The sequence below is a fragment of the Alteribacillus bidgolensis genome (assembly GCF_002886255.1).
In the GTDB taxonomy this organism is placed as follows: Bacteria; Bacillota; Bacilli; order Bacillales; family Marinococcaceae; genus Alteribacillus; species Alteribacillus bidgolensis.
Window position 1 is genome coordinate 3,024,060 of record NZ_KZ614149.1, and the last position, 20,947, is coordinate 3,045,006.

Annotated in this window: 16 protein-coding genes and 1 pseudogene; 1 reads left to right on the forward strand and 16 read right to left on the reverse strand. The window is 37.6% G+C overall.

What is annotated here, in order from left to right; all coding sequences use genetic code 11:
* Positions 1–6: 6 nt before the first annotated feature.
* From CEF16_RS14960 to CEF16_RS15005, 10 genes are all read right to left on the reverse strand, one after another.
* Complete coding sequence (locus CEF16_RS14960; RefSeq protein ID WP_091587446.1) at positions 7–1,071, reverse strand: lipid II:glycine glycyltransferase FemX; 1,065 nt, start codon at positions 1,069–1,071, stop codon at positions 7–9.
* Positions 1,072–1,128: 57 nt separating this feature from the next.
* On the reverse strand, positions 1,129–1,935 hold the full coding sequence (locus CEF16_RS14965; protein WP_091587447.1) for a sulfotransferase domain-containing protein: 807 nt from the start codon (positions 1,933–1,935) through the stop codon (positions 1,129–1,131).
* A gap of 18 nt (positions 1,936–1,953) precedes the next feature.
* On the reverse strand, positions 1,954–2,580 hold the full coding sequence (locus CEF16_RS14970) for a sugar transferase (RefSeq protein ID WP_091587449.1): 627 nt from the start codon (positions 2,578–2,580) through the stop codon (positions 1,954–1,956).
* On the reverse strand, positions 2,577–3,695 hold the full coding sequence (locus CEF16_RS14975; protein ID WP_091587464.1) for a DegT/DnrJ/EryC1/StrS family aminotransferase: 1,119 nt from the start codon (positions 3,693–3,695) through the stop codon (positions 2,577–2,579). The genes CEF16_RS14970 and CEF16_RS14975 overlap by 4 nt, the downstream gene beginning before the upstream one ends.
* A 512-nt stretch (positions 3,696–4,207) precedes the next feature.
* A complete protein-coding gene (locus tag CEF16_RS14980; protein WP_091587450.1) occupies positions 4,208–4,468 on the reverse strand; it encodes a hypothetical protein in 261 nt (86 codons plus the stop codon).
* A gap of 385 nt (positions 4,469–4,853) precedes the next feature.
* Complete coding sequence (locus tag CEF16_RS14985) at positions 4,854–6,671, reverse strand: nucleoside-diphosphate sugar epimerase/dehydratase (protein WP_091587452.1); 1,818 nt, start codon at positions 6,669–6,671, stop codon at positions 4,854–4,856.
* Between the two features lie 389 nt (positions 6,672–7,060).
* Positions 7,061–7,825: a tyrosine-protein phosphatase gene (locus tag CEF16_RS14990; RefSeq protein WP_091587454.1), complete on the reverse strand. Its 765-nt coding sequence runs from the start codon at positions 7,823–7,825 to the stop codon at positions 7,061–7,063.
* A 140-nt stretch (positions 7,826–7,965) separates the two neighbouring features.
* Entirely contained in the window at positions 7,966–8,886 is a 921-nt protein-coding gene (locus tag CEF16_RS14995; RefSeq protein WP_091587455.1) for an LCP family glycopolymer transferase, read from the reverse strand.
* Between the two features lie 60 nt (positions 8,887–8,946).
* A complete protein-coding gene (locus CEF16_RS15000) occupies positions 8,947–9,648 on the reverse strand; it encodes a CpsD/CapB family tyrosine-protein kinase (RefSeq protein ID WP_091587456.1) in 702 nt (233 codons plus the stop codon).
* Entirely contained in the window at positions 9,638–10,393 is a 756-nt protein-coding gene (locus CEF16_RS15005; RefSeq protein WP_091587458.1) for a YveK family protein, read from the reverse strand. The genes CEF16_RS15000 and CEF16_RS15005 overlap by 11 nt, the downstream gene beginning before the upstream one ends.
* Positions 10,394–11,044: 651 nt before the next feature.
* Between CEF16_RS15005 and CEF16_RS15010 the strand changes: the two genes are divergently transcribed.
* Positions 11,045–11,362, forward strand: coding sequence for a VOC family protein (locus CEF16_RS15010; RefSeq protein WP_425427989.1), 318 nt, complete (start codon positions 11,045–11,047; stop codon positions 11,360–11,362).
* A 121-nt stretch (positions 11,363–11,483) separates the two neighbouring features.
* Here the strand turns inward: CEF16_RS15010 and CEF16_RS15015 are convergent, their stop codons facing one another.
* The 6 genes and pseudogenes from CEF16_RS15015 to CEF16_RS15040 form a co-directional block, all read right to left on the reverse strand.
* Positions 11,484–12,536, reverse strand: a complete 1,053-nt coding sequence (locus tag CEF16_RS15015) for a homocysteine S-methyltransferase family protein (RefSeq protein ID WP_096241735.1) — start codon at positions 12,534–12,536, stop codon at positions 11,484–11,486.
* A 94-nt stretch (positions 12,537–12,630) separates the two neighbouring features.
* Positions 12,631–13,551 (reverse strand): LysR family transcriptional regulator, encoded by a 921-nt coding sequence (locus tag CEF16_RS15020; RefSeq protein WP_096241755.1) that lies wholly within the window; start codon positions 13,549–13,551, stop codon positions 12,631–12,633.
* A gap of 622 nt (positions 13,552–14,173) precedes the next feature.
* Positions 14,174–15,369, reverse strand: a pseudogene (locus tag CEF16_RS15025) (IS110 family RNA-guided transposase).
* A gap of 380 nt (positions 15,370–15,749) precedes the next feature.
* The gene (locus CEF16_RS15030; RefSeq protein WP_091586673.1) at positions 15,750–16,139 is read right to left on the reverse strand and encodes a site-specific integrase; all 390 of its coding nucleotides are present in this window, start codon (positions 16,137–16,139) and stop codon (positions 15,750–15,752) included.
* 335 nt (positions 16,140–16,474) lie between these two features.
* The gene (locus CEF16_RS15035; RefSeq protein ID WP_139185981.1) at positions 16,475–19,438 is read right to left on the reverse strand and encodes a hypothetical protein; all 2,964 of its coding nucleotides are present in this window, start codon (positions 19,436–19,438) and stop codon (positions 16,475–16,477) included.
* Positions 19,395–20,039, reverse strand: a complete 645-nt coding sequence (locus CEF16_RS15040; protein ID WP_091586669.1) for an S-layer homology domain-containing protein — start codon at positions 20,037–20,039, stop codon at positions 19,395–19,397. The genes CEF16_RS15035 and CEF16_RS15040 overlap by 44 nt, the downstream gene beginning before the upstream one ends.
* Between the last annotated feature and the right edge of the window lie 908 nt (positions 20,040–20,947).

Sequence of the window (20,947 nt, forward strand, 5' to 3'; positions counted from 1 at the left end):
TAATAGTTATATGTTATCTCTATAAGCCGGGAAGAAAGTAGTATTCCTACTAAAACCATTCTCCCTATTTCTAATTTTCAGTAATTCATCATATTTTACTTTATCAAAAATTTTTTCACCTATAGAAAAATAAGTATTGGAATTCTTGTTAAATGCTTCTTTGAACTTAAATAGACTATCTTGTTTTCCGCCTAAACCTCCACCTAAGTGAAAGTTATTAAATCCATTTTCACATCCCCAACATGCGGCTTCATAAAGTAGCAAATTTGTTGGAGCATAAGCCAAGTATTCTTTATAGGATGCGGATAAGTGGTAATGCATAGTTCTATTTGAGAATAATATCATCGACATAGCTATTATTTTACCTTCTAGGACAGCATAAAACATTAACGCATTATATTTTAAATCATTAACAATACTCTTATAGAATTCCTTATTAAAATAATAATAATCTTTTGCGTTATCCTTATCCATCGTAGCGTTATACATGTCTATAAATTCTTCAAATAAATTCGGATTACGCCCCCAGTATATCTCAACACCGGAGTTCTTAGCTTTTCTAATCACATTTCTATTTTTACCTTTTAAGTCCGCCCATATTTGATTCCTTGATTGCAAATTTATTGTTATTGTCTTCCCTACATCAATTACATCATATATTGAACTCACATTGCTGGAATTATCTATTACAGGATGGAACCTAACAAACTCGCTTATTATATTATTTTCCCTGCAGTATTTTTTAAACTCGAATTCAAGACTTTCGAGGTTTCTCACTGAAAAGCTACCATCTACTAAAAAACCACCATATCCATAAGGTGTAGTTATATCAAAATATGAGTTCACAGGTATTTGATCAATGAAATTTGCATCTTTGCTTATATCCCTTAACATAACAACATTTACTGCTCTATAATTATCCCCTTCATAGTAGAAAAGGACGGGTTCTCCATCTCCATGAATTTGAAATGCACGTACATAATCAGAAAGGTAATAAACATCGTAATCACTAAATCCTTTGACTATATTATCCCATCTATCTGATTCTTCAATTGTAATAACTGATAACAAAAGCTCACACCCTTAACCATTTAGTTACGTATTACTTCCAAAACTATTACTTTAATTTTACAAAAACTGTTTAAATTCAGTATCATTGAGTTCTTGATAAATAGTATCAACAATACATTTCGGTAATTGTTTCTGCCCTTTATCTAAATCAATATCCTTTTTATAAACACTGTATGGGTCATCATCTTTTTTACTCTTTGATACATTAATAAATTCTAATGTTTGATCATCAATTTCTAAATTACAAAAATCAAACATTTTTTTAGTTAACGCTTCTGTATTAGATACTAAATCTTCATATTTTATTATCAAAACTTTGTCAGGATATTTTTCCTTCGCCCATAAATAAAGCTTAGTAGCTTCTTTCCATTTTTCATAACCAAAGTATTCCTCCGGTTTAAAAAGGTTTCGATTTTGTGCATATCGCCACTCTTCTTCAAAATCTAGTTCCGGAGGTAACTCTTTAGGTGCATTCTTCCACGAACTTAAGACTTCAAACGGATTGCGAACAATGGCAATAATCTTTATATTTTCTACTTCCTCTAATAGCTTAGGTATTAGATAATGATATCTCACCATTTTGGTAACCAAAGTATCTGGTGAATTCAATTTGTTGAATTGTGGATAATACCCTTTTTCAATTTGTTTAGTTTGATCTAAAAACTCATCATTAGTACTATATAATTTTTCATAGTAACCCATGATTTCAGACTTACTGCTTCTAATATTGATAGCATCCTTAAATGCATACGAAAATAAAGGTTGAAACTTATATCTTGTATTAAGTAAACTGTTAAATATTTGTCCTAGCCACGATGTTCCTGATCGAGGAACTCCATGTATAGAGATAATTTTATTAAACATATTTTATTCCCCCACAACCTATAAATTTTTAAATTCTTTTGATATCTCTTCTTTATGCACCGAATCCTGCTTAAATACAACCAGTATAGTCTTTATTAGAATTTTAAAATCTACAAGAAATGTTAAATGATCAACATATTTCAAGTCATATTTAATCTTTTCTGCCCAGTTTAATGATTGTCTTCCGTTTACTTGAGCTAACCCTGTAATACCGGGTCTAACTATATGGCGTTTTAAATCATCTTTTGACAATTGCAAAGTAACTTTTTCCACTGTTGGACGAGGGCCTACAATACTCATATCACCTTTTAATATATTTATTAATTGCGGTATTTCATCCAAACTTGTTTTCCTTAAGATATTTCCTACTTTTGTTATTCTCACATCGTTTTTACTAGTTCTTAACCCAGAACCTAAACGGTCTGCATTATTAACCATAGTTCTAAATTTATAAATTCTAAATTTAGAATTATTTAGCCCAGCTCTTTCTTGTATAAAAAGCACTGGCCCTTTAGAATCAAGTTTTATCACAACAGCAATAATTAAAAAAAGCGGAGATAATAATATTATTGCTATTAAAGATAAAGTAAAGTCAATTAACCTTTTGAAGTAATTTCTATAAAATCCGAAATTAGCATGCTTCATCGCGCTATCCACAACCTTTTTATGATTTTAACTATCCTTTCTAAATCCTCTAACGTCATCTTTGTGTCAGAAGGTAAACAAATACCATCCTCAAATAAATTATCAGATACATCAGTTCCAACAAAGTCGTACTTCTCAAAGAACGGCTGCAAATGCATTGGCTTCCAGACTGGCCTTGATTCAATATTCTCTTTTTCAAGAGCTTCCATAACGTCAATTGGTCTAACCTTACCTCTTAGTGTCAATGAGCTCAACCAATAGTTTGGTTCATCCCAATCATTAACAGGCATAAACTCAATGCCTTCAAGGTGGGCAAGTTCTCTCTTATAAAATTCAAATATATATTTCTTCTTTTCTACTCTCTGATCTAACACCTTAAGCTGCCCTCTCCCAATACCAGCAACAACATTGCTCATGCGGTAATTAAATCCTAGTTCGCTATGTTGATAGTGCCTTGCTTGATCTCTTGACTGAGTTGCCCAGAATCTCACTTTTGCAACTTTCTCTTCATTATTAGAAAATAGCATTCCACCACCGGAAGTAGTAATTATTTTATTTCCATTAAAAGAGAAGATACCATAATCACCAAATGTCCCTGTATGCTGTCCCTTGTAATAACTGCCGAGTGACTCAGCCGCATCTTCAATAACTACAACATTATGTTTCTTACAAATCTCCATAATCTTATCCATATCTGCGGAAAGACCGTAAAGGTGAACAATAATAACTGCTTTTACTTCTGGATACTTCTCAAGAGCTTCTTCCAATGCTTTAGGGCACATATTCCAAGTTTCATAATTACTATCTATAAAAACAGGAATGGCATTTTGATAGATTATTGGATTAGCTGTAGCGGAAAAAGTAAAAGTAGGGCAGAAAACGATATCCCCTTCACCAACTCCTGCAGATCTTAAAGCTAAGTGAATAGCTGCTGTTCCAGAAGAAAGTGCTGCCGCTGCTTTAGAGCCAACCTTTTCTGCCAGTTCTCTTTCAAACCCATTTACATTTTCTCCAAGAGGGGCAATCCAGTTAGTTTCAAAAGCTTCTTTTACATATTCCATTTCATAACCTTCATCACTCATATGTGGTGATGAAAGAAAAATTCTCTCGTTCACTTTTGTTGTCTCCATCTTCAAGTCTTCCTTCCTATAATAGGTTATTTATTTAGTAAATTAGGACTTCATTGGAAGTTTATTTTCTTATTCAACCAACTTATAATCTATTAAACTTCATCTATCAAACATCCCCACATCGTAATACCTATTCAATCCAACGAGTAAATACAAAATAGATACACTTCACCACCACTCTAAACCGAGTTTCTTCCTATTAGATATACCATTCAACCAATCTATAATTCTCACTAAAAACGATCAAAACCCTTACCCACAAGGCAGGCTTCTTAGGAGCTTATCTTTAGTCGGTAGTAAGTTCCCCTCCACCATTCAATCACATAATATATCGGATATGTGCGTGACAGTTAATGTTTTTAACTTACAAGATATATTGCCTATCATGTATTCGATTAACCTCGCATCAAAATTGTAAATGAAAACTTATCATGTAGAGGGTCGGAGTATAAGATCTGAGCGATGGGGGTGAAAGTAAACAAGAATCAATTGCTTTATCATATATATGGAACATTATTATCTTCTTCACTATCCTCTTCATCTCTAGGATGAATATCGCATTGGGTTCTTCTTTCCTCATAACTTATGATTCCATTCAATGGGCATAACTCTTCGCCGTAAAGTTGCAATTGTTGAATAAATAAAAGTTCGGAGTGTTCCACGTCTTCCATATGTATGTATGTGTGATACATTCGATCAAATTGTAACATGTTTACATGACATACTTGCTTCTCCGTTTCTTCTACAACCCCTTTCATAGACAAAACGCCTACAGAAGTTAGGATAGTAAAAATAGTACTAATATAATATCTCAATGAGCGTGAAACCACGGTTGTAGCAATGTTTGGTGAAATGGGACATGGATAGTAACTCCGATCTTTGGTGTATGGTTTTAAACAAAAAAACACCCCCTAAAGCAGCGTTGTTTTGAGATAATTTTTTCAATCACTGCTTTAAGGGTTATTATGATGTTTTCCTCTAGAAGCTCTTTCTTTGTTCGGATCCTAACAATATATTGAATGGTTGGTTATCTAGGATGGGAAGCATTTCTTTTGGCTGTGCCTTGGTTGCAGGTAGGGCGGGTTCTCAAGCCAACTGCGGGATAATAGCCTGCTTACTTTCATCGCCTTTTCCCCCAACATTTTAACTCATTTTGGTTAGTGTATAGTCTTCCGTTTTAAAATTCGCTATGTTTATTAAAGTATCTCGTAATTCTGTCGATGTAAGGACAGGATAGTTATTTAGTACACCACTGTAGAATTGTTCATGAACTTCCGGTGTCTTCCCGATGTGAATCTTTGGATAGATTTGTTCGGGATAGACTTCGTCGTCTTTTAAGAGCTCTTCAAACATTTTTTCTCCTGGACGCATGCCGGTATATTTGATTCCTATTTCGTCTTCACTGTAACCTGACAGTTTAATCAGATTCTTGGCCAGAACAACGATTTTGACTGGCTCTCCCATATCAAGTAAGAAGATTTCACCGCCTCTAGCAAGTGCGCCGGCTTGGATGACAAGTCGTGATGCTTCTGGAATCGTCATAAAGTAACGTGTCATCTCCGGATGGGTAACAGTAACCGGACCGCCTTTTTGAATTTGTTTTTTGAACAATGGAATCACACTGCCGCGACTGCCGAGTACATTACCAAAACGAACAGAGACGAATCTAGTAGGACTTGTTTTGTCCATGTGCTGAACGACCATTTCCGCAATCCGTTTGGTCGCACCCATGACACTTGTTGGATTAACTGCTTTGTCACTTGATATCATCACAAAGGTGCTTGTCCCATTTTCGTCTGCGGCTTCAGCGACATTTTTTGTGCCAATGACATTGTTTTTTACCGCTTCTTCTGGATTTCGTTCCATAAGAGGTACGTGTTTGTGTGCAGCTGCATGGAAGACTACATCCGGCCGTTCCCGTTCAAAAACCAGTTCCATTTTCTCTTTATCTTTAATATCGGAAATTTCCGTGACTAGTTCGGTTATAATGTTACATTGCTTTAGTTCCATTTCAATATCATAGATACTGTTTTCCCCATGCCCAAGCAAAATGAGTCTAGCTGGGTTGAACTTTGTTATTTGCCGGCATATTTCTGAACCTATCGAGCCGCCGGCACCCGTAACCAGTACGGTTTTCCCGGTAATAGATTCAGAAATTCCATCAATATCGAGTTCCACCGGTTCACGTCCGAGCAAGTCTTCTACTTGCACATCACGAAATTGGTTAACCGAGACTTTTCCACTTAGCAAGTCTTCCATTAATGGAAGGATTTGTGTTTTTATGTTCGTTTTTAGGCATTCTTCGTATATTCTTTGAACATCTTGCTTTTGTAATGATGGAATAGCAATCACTATATGTTCAATTTCTGCATTCTCAACAACTTGTTGTATGTCTTTTATTTGTCCGGCTACTGGTACACCCATTATTTCAAGGTGCTGTTTGGTCATATCGTCATCGACATAAGCTACGGGAAGCAGTTCACTTTCGTTGCTTTGCTGCATTTGCCTCGCTACCATTGTCCCTGCATTTCCCGCTCCCACAATTAATGTCCGCTTTTTGTTTTTGCTCGGTTTTATGTACGTATCTCTATAGATTCTCCAAGCGAACCGTGATCCTCCGATCAATAGAATGTGAAGCATCCATGTGATCGTAAGCGTCCGTATATGCAAAGCATCGAACACAACTATTTGCATAGCAGCCGTTGTAATAATAGATAATGTAATAGCTTTAAAAATACTTTTTAACTCATTTATGCTGGCGTATTGCCACACACGTTTGTACAGATTAAAGATGTAAGCAAATAGATGATGCGAAACGACTAAAGTAAAAGAACTTGCAAAAATAATAGCAGAGCCAACATAATCTGTATTGTAAATAAGAAACCCACCAATGAATACCGCAATCATCACAATAAATGAATCAATCCCCATTAACGCCAATAAGCGTTTACCATATGTCATGGCTCTCCCCCTTTTTTCTACTGCAAAAGAACATGTATTCTGTCTTCAGAAAATGCTCTCTCTTCATTCTCTCAAGACAAAATGCATTTTTTATAACATAAAAAATCTGAGGCATTAAACCTCTCCTCACACCGCACTACTGGCGACGGGCGCCTAAGGAGTGCATTTGACCCCCACAGCACGGCCGAGTGTTCGTCGTGATAAAGGTTCTACGAACAATTACCTTAGCTAAAACTACCCATAAGTCGAAATGGAATATTCACATCTAGTCATTTAGTCATTCTACGTTAGAAATAGGATTCCAACAATATGTCTAAAGAATGAAAAAAATGTCAATTTTGTATATCAATAGTTTCGTCCTGGCACTTATTTCATAATTTACTTTTATATTAAAACATTCCTAGAAACTTCTTCTTTTTGATGCGCTCTGGCGGGTCTATGATTACGTTTTGATTCGTGATGATTCTTTCTGCATTTTCTTTTAATATATATAAATAGTCGAATCCTAGCTTTTTTTCAATACGATGGTAAGCGAAAGCGAGGTCAAAGGTACGCTTGTCTGTATTGTGGGCGTCTGAAGATATGATATGAGCCATGTTGTGAGTGACTAATTGCTCGGCAAATTGCCGTGTTTTTTTATTCATTCGGTTAGTAAAGCAATGGGCTGTTACCTGGGTTAATGCACCGTTTTTCACAAGTTGATAGAGTTCTTCTGGTTTTTCTTTAAATGTTTGGTTTCTTTCCGGATGAACAATAACAGGTACATATCCGTTGATCTGCATGTCGTAAAATAACTGTGAGGTGTATCGCGGTACTTGCACCGATGATAATTCGACCAGCACATAGCGGCTGTCATTCACAGAAATGGCCGTTCCTTGATTTAAATCGTCTAGTAATTCACCATACATCCGGATCTCTTGTCCTGATAGAACGGTGAGATCCACGTTATTGTCTTTCAACACTTGATTGAAATAATGAACAAGAGCTCGTATATCCTCTCCATTGTTTGTAAATGCTCCATTTTGATGATGCGGGGTTGCTACCATGGTATGAATCCCTTCTGCTTCTGCTTGTTTCGCCAAAGCAATGCTGTCCTCCATTGTCTTAGGACCATCATCTATTCCAGGTAAAATATGAGTATGAATGTCTATCATCGACATATCTCCTTTATGATTAACTACCTAATAGTACTTAACTTATTCTATCATATTTCCAATTATTTAGGAGATCAATGGAAGTGTTTTGAAAATAAATAAGCGCTGTTGCTTAAAAAGCAATACAGCGCCTTGGTTCTTTACGACTGAAACTCTTCGATCATTTTATTTACTTTTTCAATTTCTTCATCTGACACAATGAGATAATATATGTCATCTATCCTTTGCCCTTGTCCGGTCATTTGGTAGGATTCTATATTACTTCGAGCACTACGGTAATTCATCGCTAGATTTCGCATATTTTCAAAGGACATATTCGTGCTAACGTTATTTCCCAGCACATGAAGAATGTCTTGATATTTATTTACCCCGGATATACTAGCTCCCTTTTCAATCACTCCCTGGATCACCTGGCGCTGCCGTTGATTGCGCCCCGCGTCTCCATCAGGATCTTCTTTTCTCATCCGTACAAAACTTAAAGCTTCTTCTCCATTTAACTGAATCTTACCTTCTTTAAATAGGTTACCATTATGCTGAAAAGCACGGTCATTTTCCACTTCAATGCCGCCAACCGAATCGACCAACTGTGCCAATCCTTCCATATTCATGCGCACGTAGTAATCCAAATCAATGTCGAGGAATTTTTCAACCGTATCAACAGCCATCTCCGTACCACCGAAGGCATACGCATGATTGATTTTATCATCCATTCCTTCGCCTTCAATTGTCGTTCTTGTGTCTCTTGGAATGCTGATCATTTGCATGCGGTCGTTATTTGGATCAAGCGTCATAACGATCATCGTATCCGACCGTCCGCTGTCTCCTTGTCGTTCATCAATTCCCAGTAACAGCACATTTAACGTCTCTCGTTCTTTCACTTTTCGTTGTGTATGTTCTATATCAATGGTACTCACTGGGTCATGCATTTTTGTATCGACGGTCTGTTTAACGTCATTGTACACATAATACCCGTACGCTCCGCCTCCGATAAGTAAGAGTCCAACAAGAATAAGCACAACTTTAAGGATTCGACGCTTTTTTCTGTCCTTTTTTCTTCTCATTTTCTCCAACCCTTTACCTTTCATTAATGTATAACAAGCAGACCCAGGTCCAGGTCTGCTTTATTTGTTACCGTAATAATAATAGTAATTGCTATCTTTTGTACTTTGGTCATTTAGCACAGCACCTAAAATATTGGCATGCGATTGTTTAAGTAAATCACGTGCTTTCTTTGCAGCTTCCGACTCGGTTTGCTTGCTTCGAATGACAAGCAGGACTCCGTCCACATCGTTTGAGAGGATTTGTGTGTCCGTAACTGCCAACACGGGTGGAGTATCGAAAATAATAAGATCAAAATGTTGGTTTGCTTCTGTCATCATTTTTTTCATTTGTTTGGAACTTAGTAATTCTGAAGGATTCGGTGGGACTGGTCCACTTGATAATAAATAAAGGTTATCAATTCCGCTGTTTTGAACAACGTTTGTTAACGATAAATCATTGACCAAATAGCTGCTCAATCCGGTTGTATTGGCAACTTGAAACGTATAATGAATGGTCGGCTTTCTTAAGTCCGCATCGACGAGCAGCACCTTTTTCCCTTGCTGTGCAAAAACCGCCGCGACATTTGCTGCGGTAAGCGATTTTCCCTCAAATGGGCCGGGAGATGTAATAAGCAGCGATTCCAATTCTTTATCTACCGAGGCAAATTGCAGATTTGTTCGTAACGTCCGGTATTGTTCAGCGATTGGTGATTTGGGATTTTCATGCGTAATAACCGCTCTTTTTTTCAACGTATCTTTCTTCTTTTTAAATTTAAGACCCAACCGACTTCCTCCTTACCTCAGAAACTTGGGCTTTCGGTACTCGTCCCCGTGCCGGCACATCACTTTCTTTAATGGTAGATATACTTCCCATCACAGGAAGACCGAGGGAGTGTTCAATATCGTCTTCGGTTTTTATCGTATTATCTAAAAATTCAAGCAAGAACGCGAGACCTACCCCTGCCATTAAACCAACGACAAACGCAATGGCTATATTCAAAGCAGGCTGCGGACTTACCGGTGACACATCAGCAGCCACAGCAGCAGGCGACAAAATGTTAACATTGTCGACATTCATTAATGACGGAATTTCCGCTTGAAAGGTCTCCACTGTAGCATTTGCCATATCCGCTGCCACATGTGGATTTTCATCAGTCACCGTTACCGTCACCACTTGAGAATTCTCTTCATTCGAAACTTGAATTTTTTTAGCCAGCTTTTCCGGCGTCAAATTAAATCCATGCTCTTCAATCACCTCACTTAAGATCGCCGGACTCTTAATAATCACGTTATATGTATTAATAAGTTCCACATTCGTCTGTATATCATTTCCTTCATAGATACCATTCGGCTCTTGCGTATCTGATTGATTGACAATGAACTGACTAGAAGATTCATAGGTTGGAGTTAATAGAAAAAATGTAACCATCGCACTAACGAAAACTGCTCCTATCGTAATAGAAATAATAAGCAGCATCCGCTTTTTCAGCACGTCCAAAATCTCTTTAAGTGAAATCGTCTCTTCCATGGGTGCCTCCCGCATCTCTTTAATCACAAAGTTAGTCCTAATTATAACACATAATTTGACATCAAAAATGCCTGAATGCATCATTGGTTCTATAATCTTGCCGTGTTATAAAAAGGAACTACTCTTTTTGTCGACATTTTCTGCAGAAGGTTTTAGAAACTTGGTTGAATTTATGACTATGTTACTAGTTGATATAAAAAGCTTGGTTTGTTCTTTCTAAAAGTTGCATATGAAAGATCACTATTAAATATATTATTAAACTTTCTTCTTTTTCAAGGATCACAGGAAATATTCATATCGCTGTTTTCTCGCCTGTTTATACAGCCTAGCATACACCTTGGTCACTAAGGACATCTCGTCTGCTCTCATTTTTACAACCAGACAGCTTTTGTATATGGCATTTAATCTATGTATGATTTGGCAGTATGTTTATTAATAAAAAAGTATGATTACACATTTAGGCAATGAATGAATTGTTATTTTTATTCATCATTAAGAAATGAAGTATTCCGTTAAAGGGCCAGATTGTTGAGGAAAGTGTCCACTTATTTATTTATAGTGCAATCAGGATTGTTAAGGACTACACTTAAACTAACGAGCAGAATACTTACATTAAAAGGTTAGAAAAAAATAGATACAAAGGAGTAAGAAATGAACAGATTAAATATTATCACACTGGGTACAAAAGACATTGTAAAGTCACACAAGTTCTTCAAACAATTGGGGTTTGATACTTCAATTAGAGGGGCAGAATCCAATCCAGATATTATTTTTTTTAGGAATGAAGGCACAAGAATTGCACTCTATCCTTTAGAGAAATTAGCTTTAGATGTTAATGAACATAACCCTCCTGAGATTGTACGGGGCTTTTCGGGAATAACTCTTGCTTATAATGTGAGTACGGCGGGCGTTTTTTACCACGTATGCAATCTTTTGTACCAGCTTTTGCGGAGACCTTACCAGTCTTAAAAATGGATGCAGCTTCAGTTAATGAAGAATGCATCCATCTTGTTCAAATAAGAAGCGCCCGAGTAAAGCCATATTTATTATCGCTTTCCTGCTTACCCTCTTTCAATGATCACCTTATGACTTATGCTTTTTTACTGTAGTTTAGATTATGACCCTTTAGCGTTTTATCTTTCCCGAATAAGAAGTGTTTCTCCATATCCGGTGAATATTTGGAATTAATAGTTTCGTATCCTATCGCTTCTGCTACTGCTCTGATCATCGCAGGTGAGGCCCCGCAGCAAAGACCAATATAATTAATACCAATATCTTTTGCTTCTTTCGCCCATTCCGCTAATTCGTACCGATTGTGATAAAGCGGGTCTAAGGATGTCGGGAACGTGGTTTCGGTCGGCAAGGAACAACTGCATCCTCCATCGGGCAAGTTGAAGAACGTCGGGTGTTCTTCTGTCGTGCGATATGGAATGGGCAATCCACCGACATATCCTTCTACCTCATTTCTAATTCCCTTCAGGTATGGCTGCATCGTATTTGGTCCGCGGAAACAGTTCATCCCAACCACTAACGCACCCTTTTCAGAAAGAATTTTACAGGATTCTTCAACGGTATAACCATCCCGCAGTATATTTTCGCCCATCAGCCCTAATGTAACGACTGCCGGCAGACCTTGTTTTTGAATTTCCTCTAGCGCAATAACGGCCTCTTCATGGTAATAAAAAGTTTCCGCATTTATAAAATCGACGCCTTCTTCTTTACACCACGTGGCCATTTCTGCAAATATACTTCTTACTTCTTCCGCAGAATCAGCATCTTCCGGATCAAAAATATTCGTATTCGAAATGTTGCCTGCAACTAACGCTTCTTCTGTAGGATGTTCTTTCGCCACTTCCTTCGCCAAACGAATCGCACTCCGGTTTAACGGCTCATGTAAATGTTCTTTACCTATAATTCTCATTTTTTCACGGTGGGCATTATAGGTGAAAGCTAAAACCACATCTGAACCGGCATTCATGTAATCTCGATATACTTGCTTTAAAGCCTCCGGGTGCTCCAGCGCTACTTCTGGTACAAACGATCCTGCCTGTAAATAACCTCTGCGCTCCATTTCAAATAAATATCCTTCGGCTACAACGACTGTGCCTTCGTTTAATCTTTGTTCTAAACTTCTTTTCCCCACTGCTAACCCTCTCCTTTAGTAATGTAGAGTCAGTGTAGCATTGAATAATGGTATAGCATAACACGTAAATTCTATGCTTTGTCATAGCTTTAACCTATAGCAAAGTTAGTTCTTCGGCAATCGTTTCCTTTAAGAAATTGATATAAATCGTTGCCAGCGGGCTGTTTGCCACATTCTTATGTTGAATATACCCGACTGTAATGCTCTCATCCACCTTAAGCGGCACCGCCACAATATCATCGTCGTTGATGTCATAACTGATTACTCCTGTGGAAATCGTGTATCCATTCAATCCTATCAGCAGGTTAAACAACGTGGCCCGATCACTGACACGAATATTTTTGCGCCTTGAGATGGTGCTTAATATCTCCTCGGAGAAATGAAACGAATTATAGTCCCCTTGTTCAAATGACAAATACGGATAAGGATCCAAATCAGCTAAGGTAACATACTTCTGAGCCGCGAGTGGATTAGTTGAACTGATGAACACATGCGGCTTGGCCTGAAATAGCTCATGAAACGTTAAATTTCCTTCTCTCAGAAACTTCCGAATGACCTGTTGGTTAAAATCATTTACATACAAAATCCCAATTTCACTACGAAGGTTTTTTACATCATCAATTATTTCATACGTCCTCGTCTCTCGTAACGTAAACTCATATTCATCCCGATTATAATTTTTCAACAGCTTCACAAACGCACTGACCGCAAAGGCATAATGCTGGGTAGATACAGAGAAATGCTGCTGCGGGGATTGAGCCGTATTGGCATAGCGGTTTTCAAGCAAGTCTGTCTGTTCAATCACCTGCCTGGCGTAACCTAAAAACTCCGAACCCTCTGACGTAATAACAATCCCCTTATTCGTACGAGAAAAAATCGCAATCCCCAGTTCATTCTCCAATTCTTTAATCGCATTCGACAGACTCGGCTGACTAATAAACAATCGATGCGCAGCTTTACTAATCGATCGTTGCTTCGCCACTTCAATCACATATCTCAATTGTTGCAATGTCACTTAAACTCCTCCTTCCTTTGTTTTGAGATGGTGCGTAGACTTCGCTCTTCTCCATGCAATTCCAGCCGTGTTATTTAAAAAAACATAAATGATAATGATAATTGTTATCATTTATGTTATGATAAAGATGAACCTCTTACCTCTTACCCCACACCTAAATCCCTTGCAACACTGCAACATAGGAAAGTCCATCTAGATATCCAATATCTATGATGGGCTTTTTTGTGCTTACCTTTCTACAAGTTGGACTTCCATATATTGATTTATTGGAAGGCCAGTTGGTTACCCTATAACCAGCAAATAACTCTTTATTTTTTTGATATTGATGGTTATCTTATTTTTCCTTAATCTTATTGTTAATGAATTTTTTAGTAAGCGCAAGGAAGATAGTAAATCCATACTTATAAAAACAATTATTCAGGGTGTTGTAATTAGCGGAATTAGTTTGCCGATAATGTTGGCTCAATAAGAATTAAAAAGGTTTTTCCATAATACCAGCTAATAGAAGGTCAATAGGCTAAAAAAGTTAAAAAAGTCATGTTCAATAAATTTGCGCATGTCAAATAAGCTTCAAACTACTTGTTTGAAGTTTTTGGTTTTTATGGATTTTGTTGGATGAGTATTAAATTTTAAATGCCTCTTTACGTTTCAGAATGGCATAAATCCAATGAACGAGCTTATTTGCACAAGCAATAACCGCTACTTTATGTGGCTTACCTTCTTCCCGTTTTTTATCATAAAACGTCTTTAGTATCGGATTCCGATTGCTTGTTAAACCACATTGAACAGCTTTATATAATGCTTGCCTAAGCCTATTTGATCCTCTTTTTGTAATGCGGGCAATATTGGCTGTGAATTTGCCCGATTGATAAATGCTGGGATCTATACCTGCGTAGGCAACTAATTTTTTTGGATGGTTAAATTGATCAATTTCCCCAATCTCGGAAATGATAGTGGCTGTTATCTTTCCACCGATACCGGGGATTGATCTGATAACCTCATATTCTTCAAACTCTTTTGCCAGGGCATCTATCTCTCTTTCCAGTTTTGATAGGTGCTCTTGGTATTGAAGAAGCATATGGATGTACATTTCTGAACTTATTAAGTGGCTGTGATATAAATTCTTTTTGAAAGGGTTTCGCACGGCTGCCTCTTTCAATTTGAAAGCTTTATTTAGACACCAAGCATACGAACGTCTTCCCCCCATTTCAAACATTGCCTCAGCTATATCTTCTGCTTCACAGAGTAATACATCGTGAGAAGTAGGATATTCAAGGAGTGTCTTTAACGAAATAGGAGAATACAGATCGCCAAAGACCCCTTTATATTCTGGAAAAACCTGATCTAAAATCGTTTGGAATTTCAATTTCAACTGAACATAGGTGTTGGTTAAAGCGTCATGTTGTCTTGATAAATTTCTTAAATTCATCGTTTTGATGCTCTTCCGTTGGAATGTTTCCAAGTCTTCTTTGTAGTAAAGTTCACATAAGTGAACCGCGTCAATAGAATCTGTTTTCACCTTCCGTAAGCTTGTCTTCTTGGATTCATAAGCAATAACGGGATTAATTAAATAATAGGTTACGTTATGTTCTTGAAGAAACGGAAGGACAGGCTCATGGTAATGACCAGTGGATTCAAAGATGACGACTGGTCGGATACCAGATTCCTGCTCCATTTCTTCATAGAACCTGTAGAAACGATGCAATCCTTCCGTGTCATGCTTAAACTTGAAAGTTTTCTTAAATGGCTTCTTCTTTTGTAAAAAGGCTTGTACTTGGCTTTCTCCTTTTGCGATATCCAGCCAATGACTGGATTCATAGATTATCACCTCTCCCATAATAAATTCACCGGTAACCCCTAACCTATCTTGTAGTGTCATAGCTTCGCTTGTTATACGAGATCTAGGTCTCAACCAGCCTCAAACATGTTTCTACAAGTAGGGGGTGGACAGTATAACGGACGGGATCCATGTCCCAAGGGCGCGAGCGTCCTACCCCGGCTACCTACAGAATAAAACCTATAAAAAATAGGTCAGCCAGAAAATATAAATGAACTGGCTGACCTTATAATACGATAGGGGCGCTTTTGTTGAATAAGAAAATTATTAAAATACCCCAAAATATACAGTTTTTTATTCATTAATCGTATATTTTGGGGTTATTTGTATGCAAGAAATATACTGCCAATTCATACACATATTAAATGCCAAATACAGCTTTTTTATTCAAAGGCTTGGGAAGCACTTCTGGAATCCTCGGTTGCCACCTCTTTTTCATGAGAGGATGATCCAGATAATCTTCGGATTCGCAAAATGGAAAAAAGGTCGATAGGGTGGAAAAAACCAGCGCCACCGTTTTTGGTTTCTTTCCCTTGGCATACGCATTCAACCATTTTAGAATGTTCTCTGACGTCAATTGATCAAATGATAACTGAGACTTCCGAAAGAAGTAGTCTAATATTTGTCGATTTTTTGTAATGGTCGCTTCCGCTTTATTTGCCACCTTCAAACTTAATAAATACTCATTAATCCGATCTCTCGTTATTGGATCCAAGTCCTGGTTCGTCAAAATCCAATACGGATCTATCAACCTATTCCCTCCTTGACTTGCTACTTTTATATGAAACTAATATTTCCTCCCTATTATGTACACTTTTCGTTTGTCCTAATCATTTTCTTATCCACACTTTCTTCCATCCATATAAAAAGAGATATCGCAGCCTCGTACGATATCCACCTTTTTTTCTATCAAATTGTCGATACTCAATTCTCATTACCAATTGTTTATCATATATCCCTTTGGTTCGTATACAAAAAAGAAAGCCCTGTAGAGATTTCTCTCTACAGAGCTTCCTTCTAACCTACTGTCTTTCGATTTAAAATAAATCGGGAAGTAATAGGCACTTAAGTTACAGCGATAGTTTACTAGTTGATAGTATCGTCTCCAGTTGCATCATTAGCACCATCAGTAATATTATCAGTAACAACAATTGTATCATTATTTACTTGAACATCCGCTTCAGTAATAGTGATTGTTACTACACTACCATTTACCACTGAAGTACCAGTAAAATCACCAGTTAAGTTAAAGTCAGCATCTGCATCTAATGCAGTTACTCCAGTCACATTTTCAGAGAATGTAACTGATACTACATCTCGACCATCTTCGAAAGGTTCATCAGTAGTAGCTTCAGCTGCTGTAAATTGATCTCCAGAATTTGAATCAGATGGTAAAGTAGCGCTAAATTCATCTAGATCATTAATTGCAGAGATTACTTCATTTACTGATGCATCTTCTCCACCAAGGTCAATTGTTAGAGTTTCAGAGTCATAAGATACGGCTAAACCTGTCGCAGGTCCATCTGCTAAAATTTCGTAGCTTACATTATTACCATATGCACCAGCAAGAGCATCTTCTGCTGTTACTTCAATTGTGTTTCCACCATTTGCAGTCAGTGTCGCAGTAGCATTTGTGGTTGAATCTAAGCTAGCTGAACTTAGTGTTGGTACTGTAGTATCAAGTTCTGCTGAGTCTGTTACTTCTTCAGCGTTACCGTCAACATTTTCTTCATCGTTGTAAGTAACAGTAATTTCACCGTCAGCTAAAGTTGCAAGTTCTGCAGCAGTTATATCACCAGCAAAATCAGCAGAATCATCACTGTCTTCTGTAAGTGTAACTTCAATGGTTCTACCAGTTGAATCTGCAACTGATACATCGACAATCTCTTGGGTAGAAGAGTCAGTGTTGAGATCTGCATCAGTTAATTCAATTGTTTGATCTTCATCTGCATTGAATAAACTGTTTGTAAATTCAATGTCTCCTGTATCCGTTGAATCTGGAGTAGTTGGAGCATATTCTTGATCATTACTATCAATATGATCAAATGAGTCTGTACTACCCTTCACATAAATAACTTGATCATATTTCTCTAACCCATCCTCAAAGTCGTTTTCTGACTTAGGATCATTATCAACGAATAGGTTTGCATCAGAGTAATCTAAGTCAAACTCTTGACCATCTAAGTCTCCACCATGAACTCTTAATGTGATTTCATTATCTACTTTATTAACTGACACTACTTCTGTTGTGTAGTCAACTCCTGCCTTAAATGCACTTTCAGTAAATGTAACAGAAGCATCTTTGTTTGGTAACGTATTTTGAGAAGAAGATACTTCAACATCTACCTTAGAAGGCCCTTCTGCTGTTACATCGATTGTTGCTAAACCATTGCTATTAGCAAGAGCTGTTACAGATTCTGTTCTTCCTGCAGCAATATCTTCTGTTTGTGGATCTCCATTTTCATCTGTATATTGAACTGTAATATCTCTTGCTCCAGCTTCAACTTCGAAAGTTGCTTCATAGTTTTCATCGAAGTAAGGTTTACCATTTTGATCTACAGATTGATACTCAAATGTAGCTACTTCATTATCTTGTACAGAATCTACTTCTTCACCTTCATCATCTACAACTGTTAAAGTTGCATCTTCTACTTCTGCGTCAGTGAAGTAAACAATTTCTCCTTCTTCTTGAAGGTCGTCTTCGTCTAGTTCACCGTCTTCATCTCCATTATCAATAAATACAGTAGGAGTTGCGTATGCATCTTTTTCACCAGTAAGAGTGAAGGAAATTTCACCATCTTCATCTGCTTCAAGTTCAAAGATATCATTATCTTCCCCTTCACCGTCTACACCCACTTGGTCACCATCGAAATAAACATCACCATTACCGGAATCTACTTGTACGTATACAGGAGTTCCTTCAGGTACTACATCGCCATCTTTATCAGTTACAACAGCTGTATAGTCACGTCCGCCTTCACCGAAACCATTGTCGTTAATTGCTGCCGCATCACGAACACCTTCAGATGTGACAGTGATCTCAGATGTATGTTCTAATTCAAAACTAACCGTAGGTGCTTCTGCTTGAAGCTCTGTAGAGTCAAGCTTGTTATTACCAGTCCAAGTCTCTCCTTCATAAGTTCCATCAAGAAATACAATTGGAGTTACAGAAGCATTTTCACCAGTCAAAGTGAATGTAGCTTCTCCATCTTCATCAAGTTGAACTCTAACCCAATTCACTCCGCCTGTGGTATATTCATATGGATAATCATTACCCAGAGCAGAAGAGTCAGTAACATCAACACTATCTACTGCATCTTCAGGAGAAACATCTACATTCTCTGCGTATGCAATGTTTACATATGCATCCTCCAAATCGTTTCCGGCTGGAGTTGTTCCCTTCACTTTGTAAACTTTCTTCGCACCGTTATTTAGAGAGTTACCCTCAGTAACTTCTTCAATTGTCAAACGGTCCTTAACGCCCCAATATACTTTTCCATTAGTAGCACGAACGTCAGCATTACCTGTTGCATAGGCAGTTACTTGATCTTCGCCAACGTTATATTGAGTGTAAGAATACGAAGCTATACCATCTTCGTCAGTATATACTTCTACGTCACGATCTTCATTGTCTCCAGCTGCATCAATGTTAAATGTAACAGGAACACCTGCTTCTTCTTCACCGATGTCAGCACGAACTGTTACTTCTTTACCTACGATTCCTTGAACAGAGTTTGTAACAATATCGATGTCTTCAGGAACTACAGCGGAGATACCTTCGAAAGTACCAAGTACCTCATCGCCTTCCGTTACAGTGTACTCTTCTCCACCTTCTTGAGAAGATGTAGTAAGTACTACTACGCTGTCATCCGTTTGCTTAACAGCTGCGTTTTCAACGTCAAGACCTTCGATTTCGAAGTCAAGAGCTGTTACGTCGTCAACTTCTTCTTCAAAGTCCACTTCAACTGTTGTATTGTTAATCGCTGTTACTTCTGCAGAACCTACTTCATAGTTGAAGAGCACGGTCAAGGAATGCAGCGAATTGTGCACGTGTTACGGTTTCTTTCGGTCGGAAGTTACCGTCTGCAGTGGAAGTGATGTCATATTGAGCAAGGATTTCAATGTTGCTTTGGTGACTTGCGTGTGCTTCGTCTAAGTCGCCTACCGTTGCGTCACTGTCTTCAACTGGCTCTAGTTCGAAAGCACGTACAAGGATTGTTGCCATTTGCTCACGAGAAAGATCCATGCCGCCAGCAAATACAGTATTGTTTTCACGACCTTTGATGTACCCAGCTTCTTTTACAGCTGCTGCGTATGGAGTGTAATAACTTTCATCAGAAAGATCTTCGAAAGGAGCAGATGCATTTTGATCTACTTCAAGATCGAACGCTTTAACAAGCAATTCGGATACTTGTCCACGGTTGATGTCCTCATTCGGACGATATGTACCATCTTTATACCCGTTGATGATACCTTCATCAGCTAGACGCTGAATGGACTCAGAAGCCCAGAAACTATTAGATACATCGCTGAAAGATTCAGCTGCATCTGCTTGCTGAACAGCTACTGTGGATGCACCAGCACTAGCTACTACAGCTGCAGAAAGGGATGTTGCAAGAAACTTGCGGTAAGACTTTGGTTGATAACCCATTTGCAATATTTCCTCCTTTTATTGTGCATTCTATCCTAGTAATAATAGAATGCTATTTTCTAATTTTTAGAGACGCTTACGTCGTCTGGTTCCTCAACGATCTCAGTCGGGTCATCGGAAGTGTTTAAGGTAAAAGCGCATCCTCCAATTAGTTTGGTATTTTCTTCTAAAAAATGAAAAAATTATTATACTTCCCGCATCTAGGACTGTCAACTCATATTGTCTACAAAATTAGGAATAGTATAATAACATAGGCACATTGATTTAATTGTTTATATTTTGACAACAGTTTACAAAAATTCTACAACATATTTCTTAGAAAATCCACCCTTATTTTTCCTTTTTATTGTTATATATGGTTCATTAACCATGTTTTAAACGGTCTATTCAACATGTTTAGAGTCTTATAGCTTAAATATTCAAAAATGAATATTTAGTAGGAAGTCTTTTAACTTCGATAACTAGTCCTCTTATTTTTCCAACTATTACCTCTATTTTCATATTAAAACATATTTTTTAACCTTTTGTCATTTGATCGTTATTTTTTTGTAAAGTTTTCGTAGTTTACTTGAAAAACTTTTCAGTTTTCTGACATCTTGTGTAGGTCTAATAGCATTAGGAAACTTGGCTTTCTGCCAAATTCATATAGCAAAAATCTTCCTCTTTTCTAATACTTTGTACTTAAAACAAAATTGAACTTTCATGAAGCAGAACAAAAGCACAAGCGCCCTGGTCAGCCTCGAAAGGTAAATGTTCTGCAGGCATTAAAGGCGCTCTTACTTCCACAGGATGTGGTGACTTCTGCGTTGCACACAGGACGTGTGCGTTTTTAGCAGAAGGTTCCTAAGGATGTTCGACTAAAAGCGTCACGTCCTGTGACAACGTCGAACTGACCCGCCTCATGCGGG

Bases quoted from the DNA above. Each gene is read 5' to 3' on its own strand.
- CEF16_RS14965 (WP_091587447.1), bottom strand. From the start codon at position 1,935: ATGTTTAATAAAATTATCTCTATACATGGAGTTCCTCGATCAGGAACA.
- CEF16_RS14970 (WP_091587449.1), bottom strand. From the start codon at position 2,580: ATGAAGCATGCTAATTTCGGATTTTATAGAAATTACTTCAAAAGGTTA.
- CEF16_RS14980 (WP_091587450.1), bottom strand. From the start codon at position 4,468: ATGAAAGGGGTTGTAGAAGAAACGGAGAAGCAAGTATGTCATGTAAAC.
- CEF16_RS14985 (WP_091587452.1), bottom strand. From the start codon at position 6,671: ATGACATATGGTAAACGCTTATTGGCGTTAATGGGGATTGATTCATTT.
- CEF16_RS14990 (WP_091587454.1), bottom strand. From the start codon at position 7,825: ATGATAGACATTCATACTCATATTTTACCTGGAATAGATGATGGTCCT.
- CEF16_RS14995 (WP_091587455.1), bottom strand. From the start codon at position 8,886: ATGAGAAGAAAAAAGGACAGAAAAAAGCGTCGAATCCTTAAAGTTGTG.
- CEF16_RS15005 (WP_091587458.1), bottom strand. From the start codon at position 10,393: ATGGAAGAGACGATTTCACTTAAAGAGATTTTGGACGTGCTGAAAAAG.
- CEF16_RS15010 (WP_425427989.1), top strand. From the start codon at position 11,045: ATGAACAGATTAAATATTATCACACTGGGTACAAAAGACATTGTAAAG.
- CEF16_RS15040 (WP_091586669.1), bottom strand. From the start codon at position 20,039: ATGGGTTATCAACCAAAGTCTTACCGCAAGTTTCTTGCAACATCCCTT.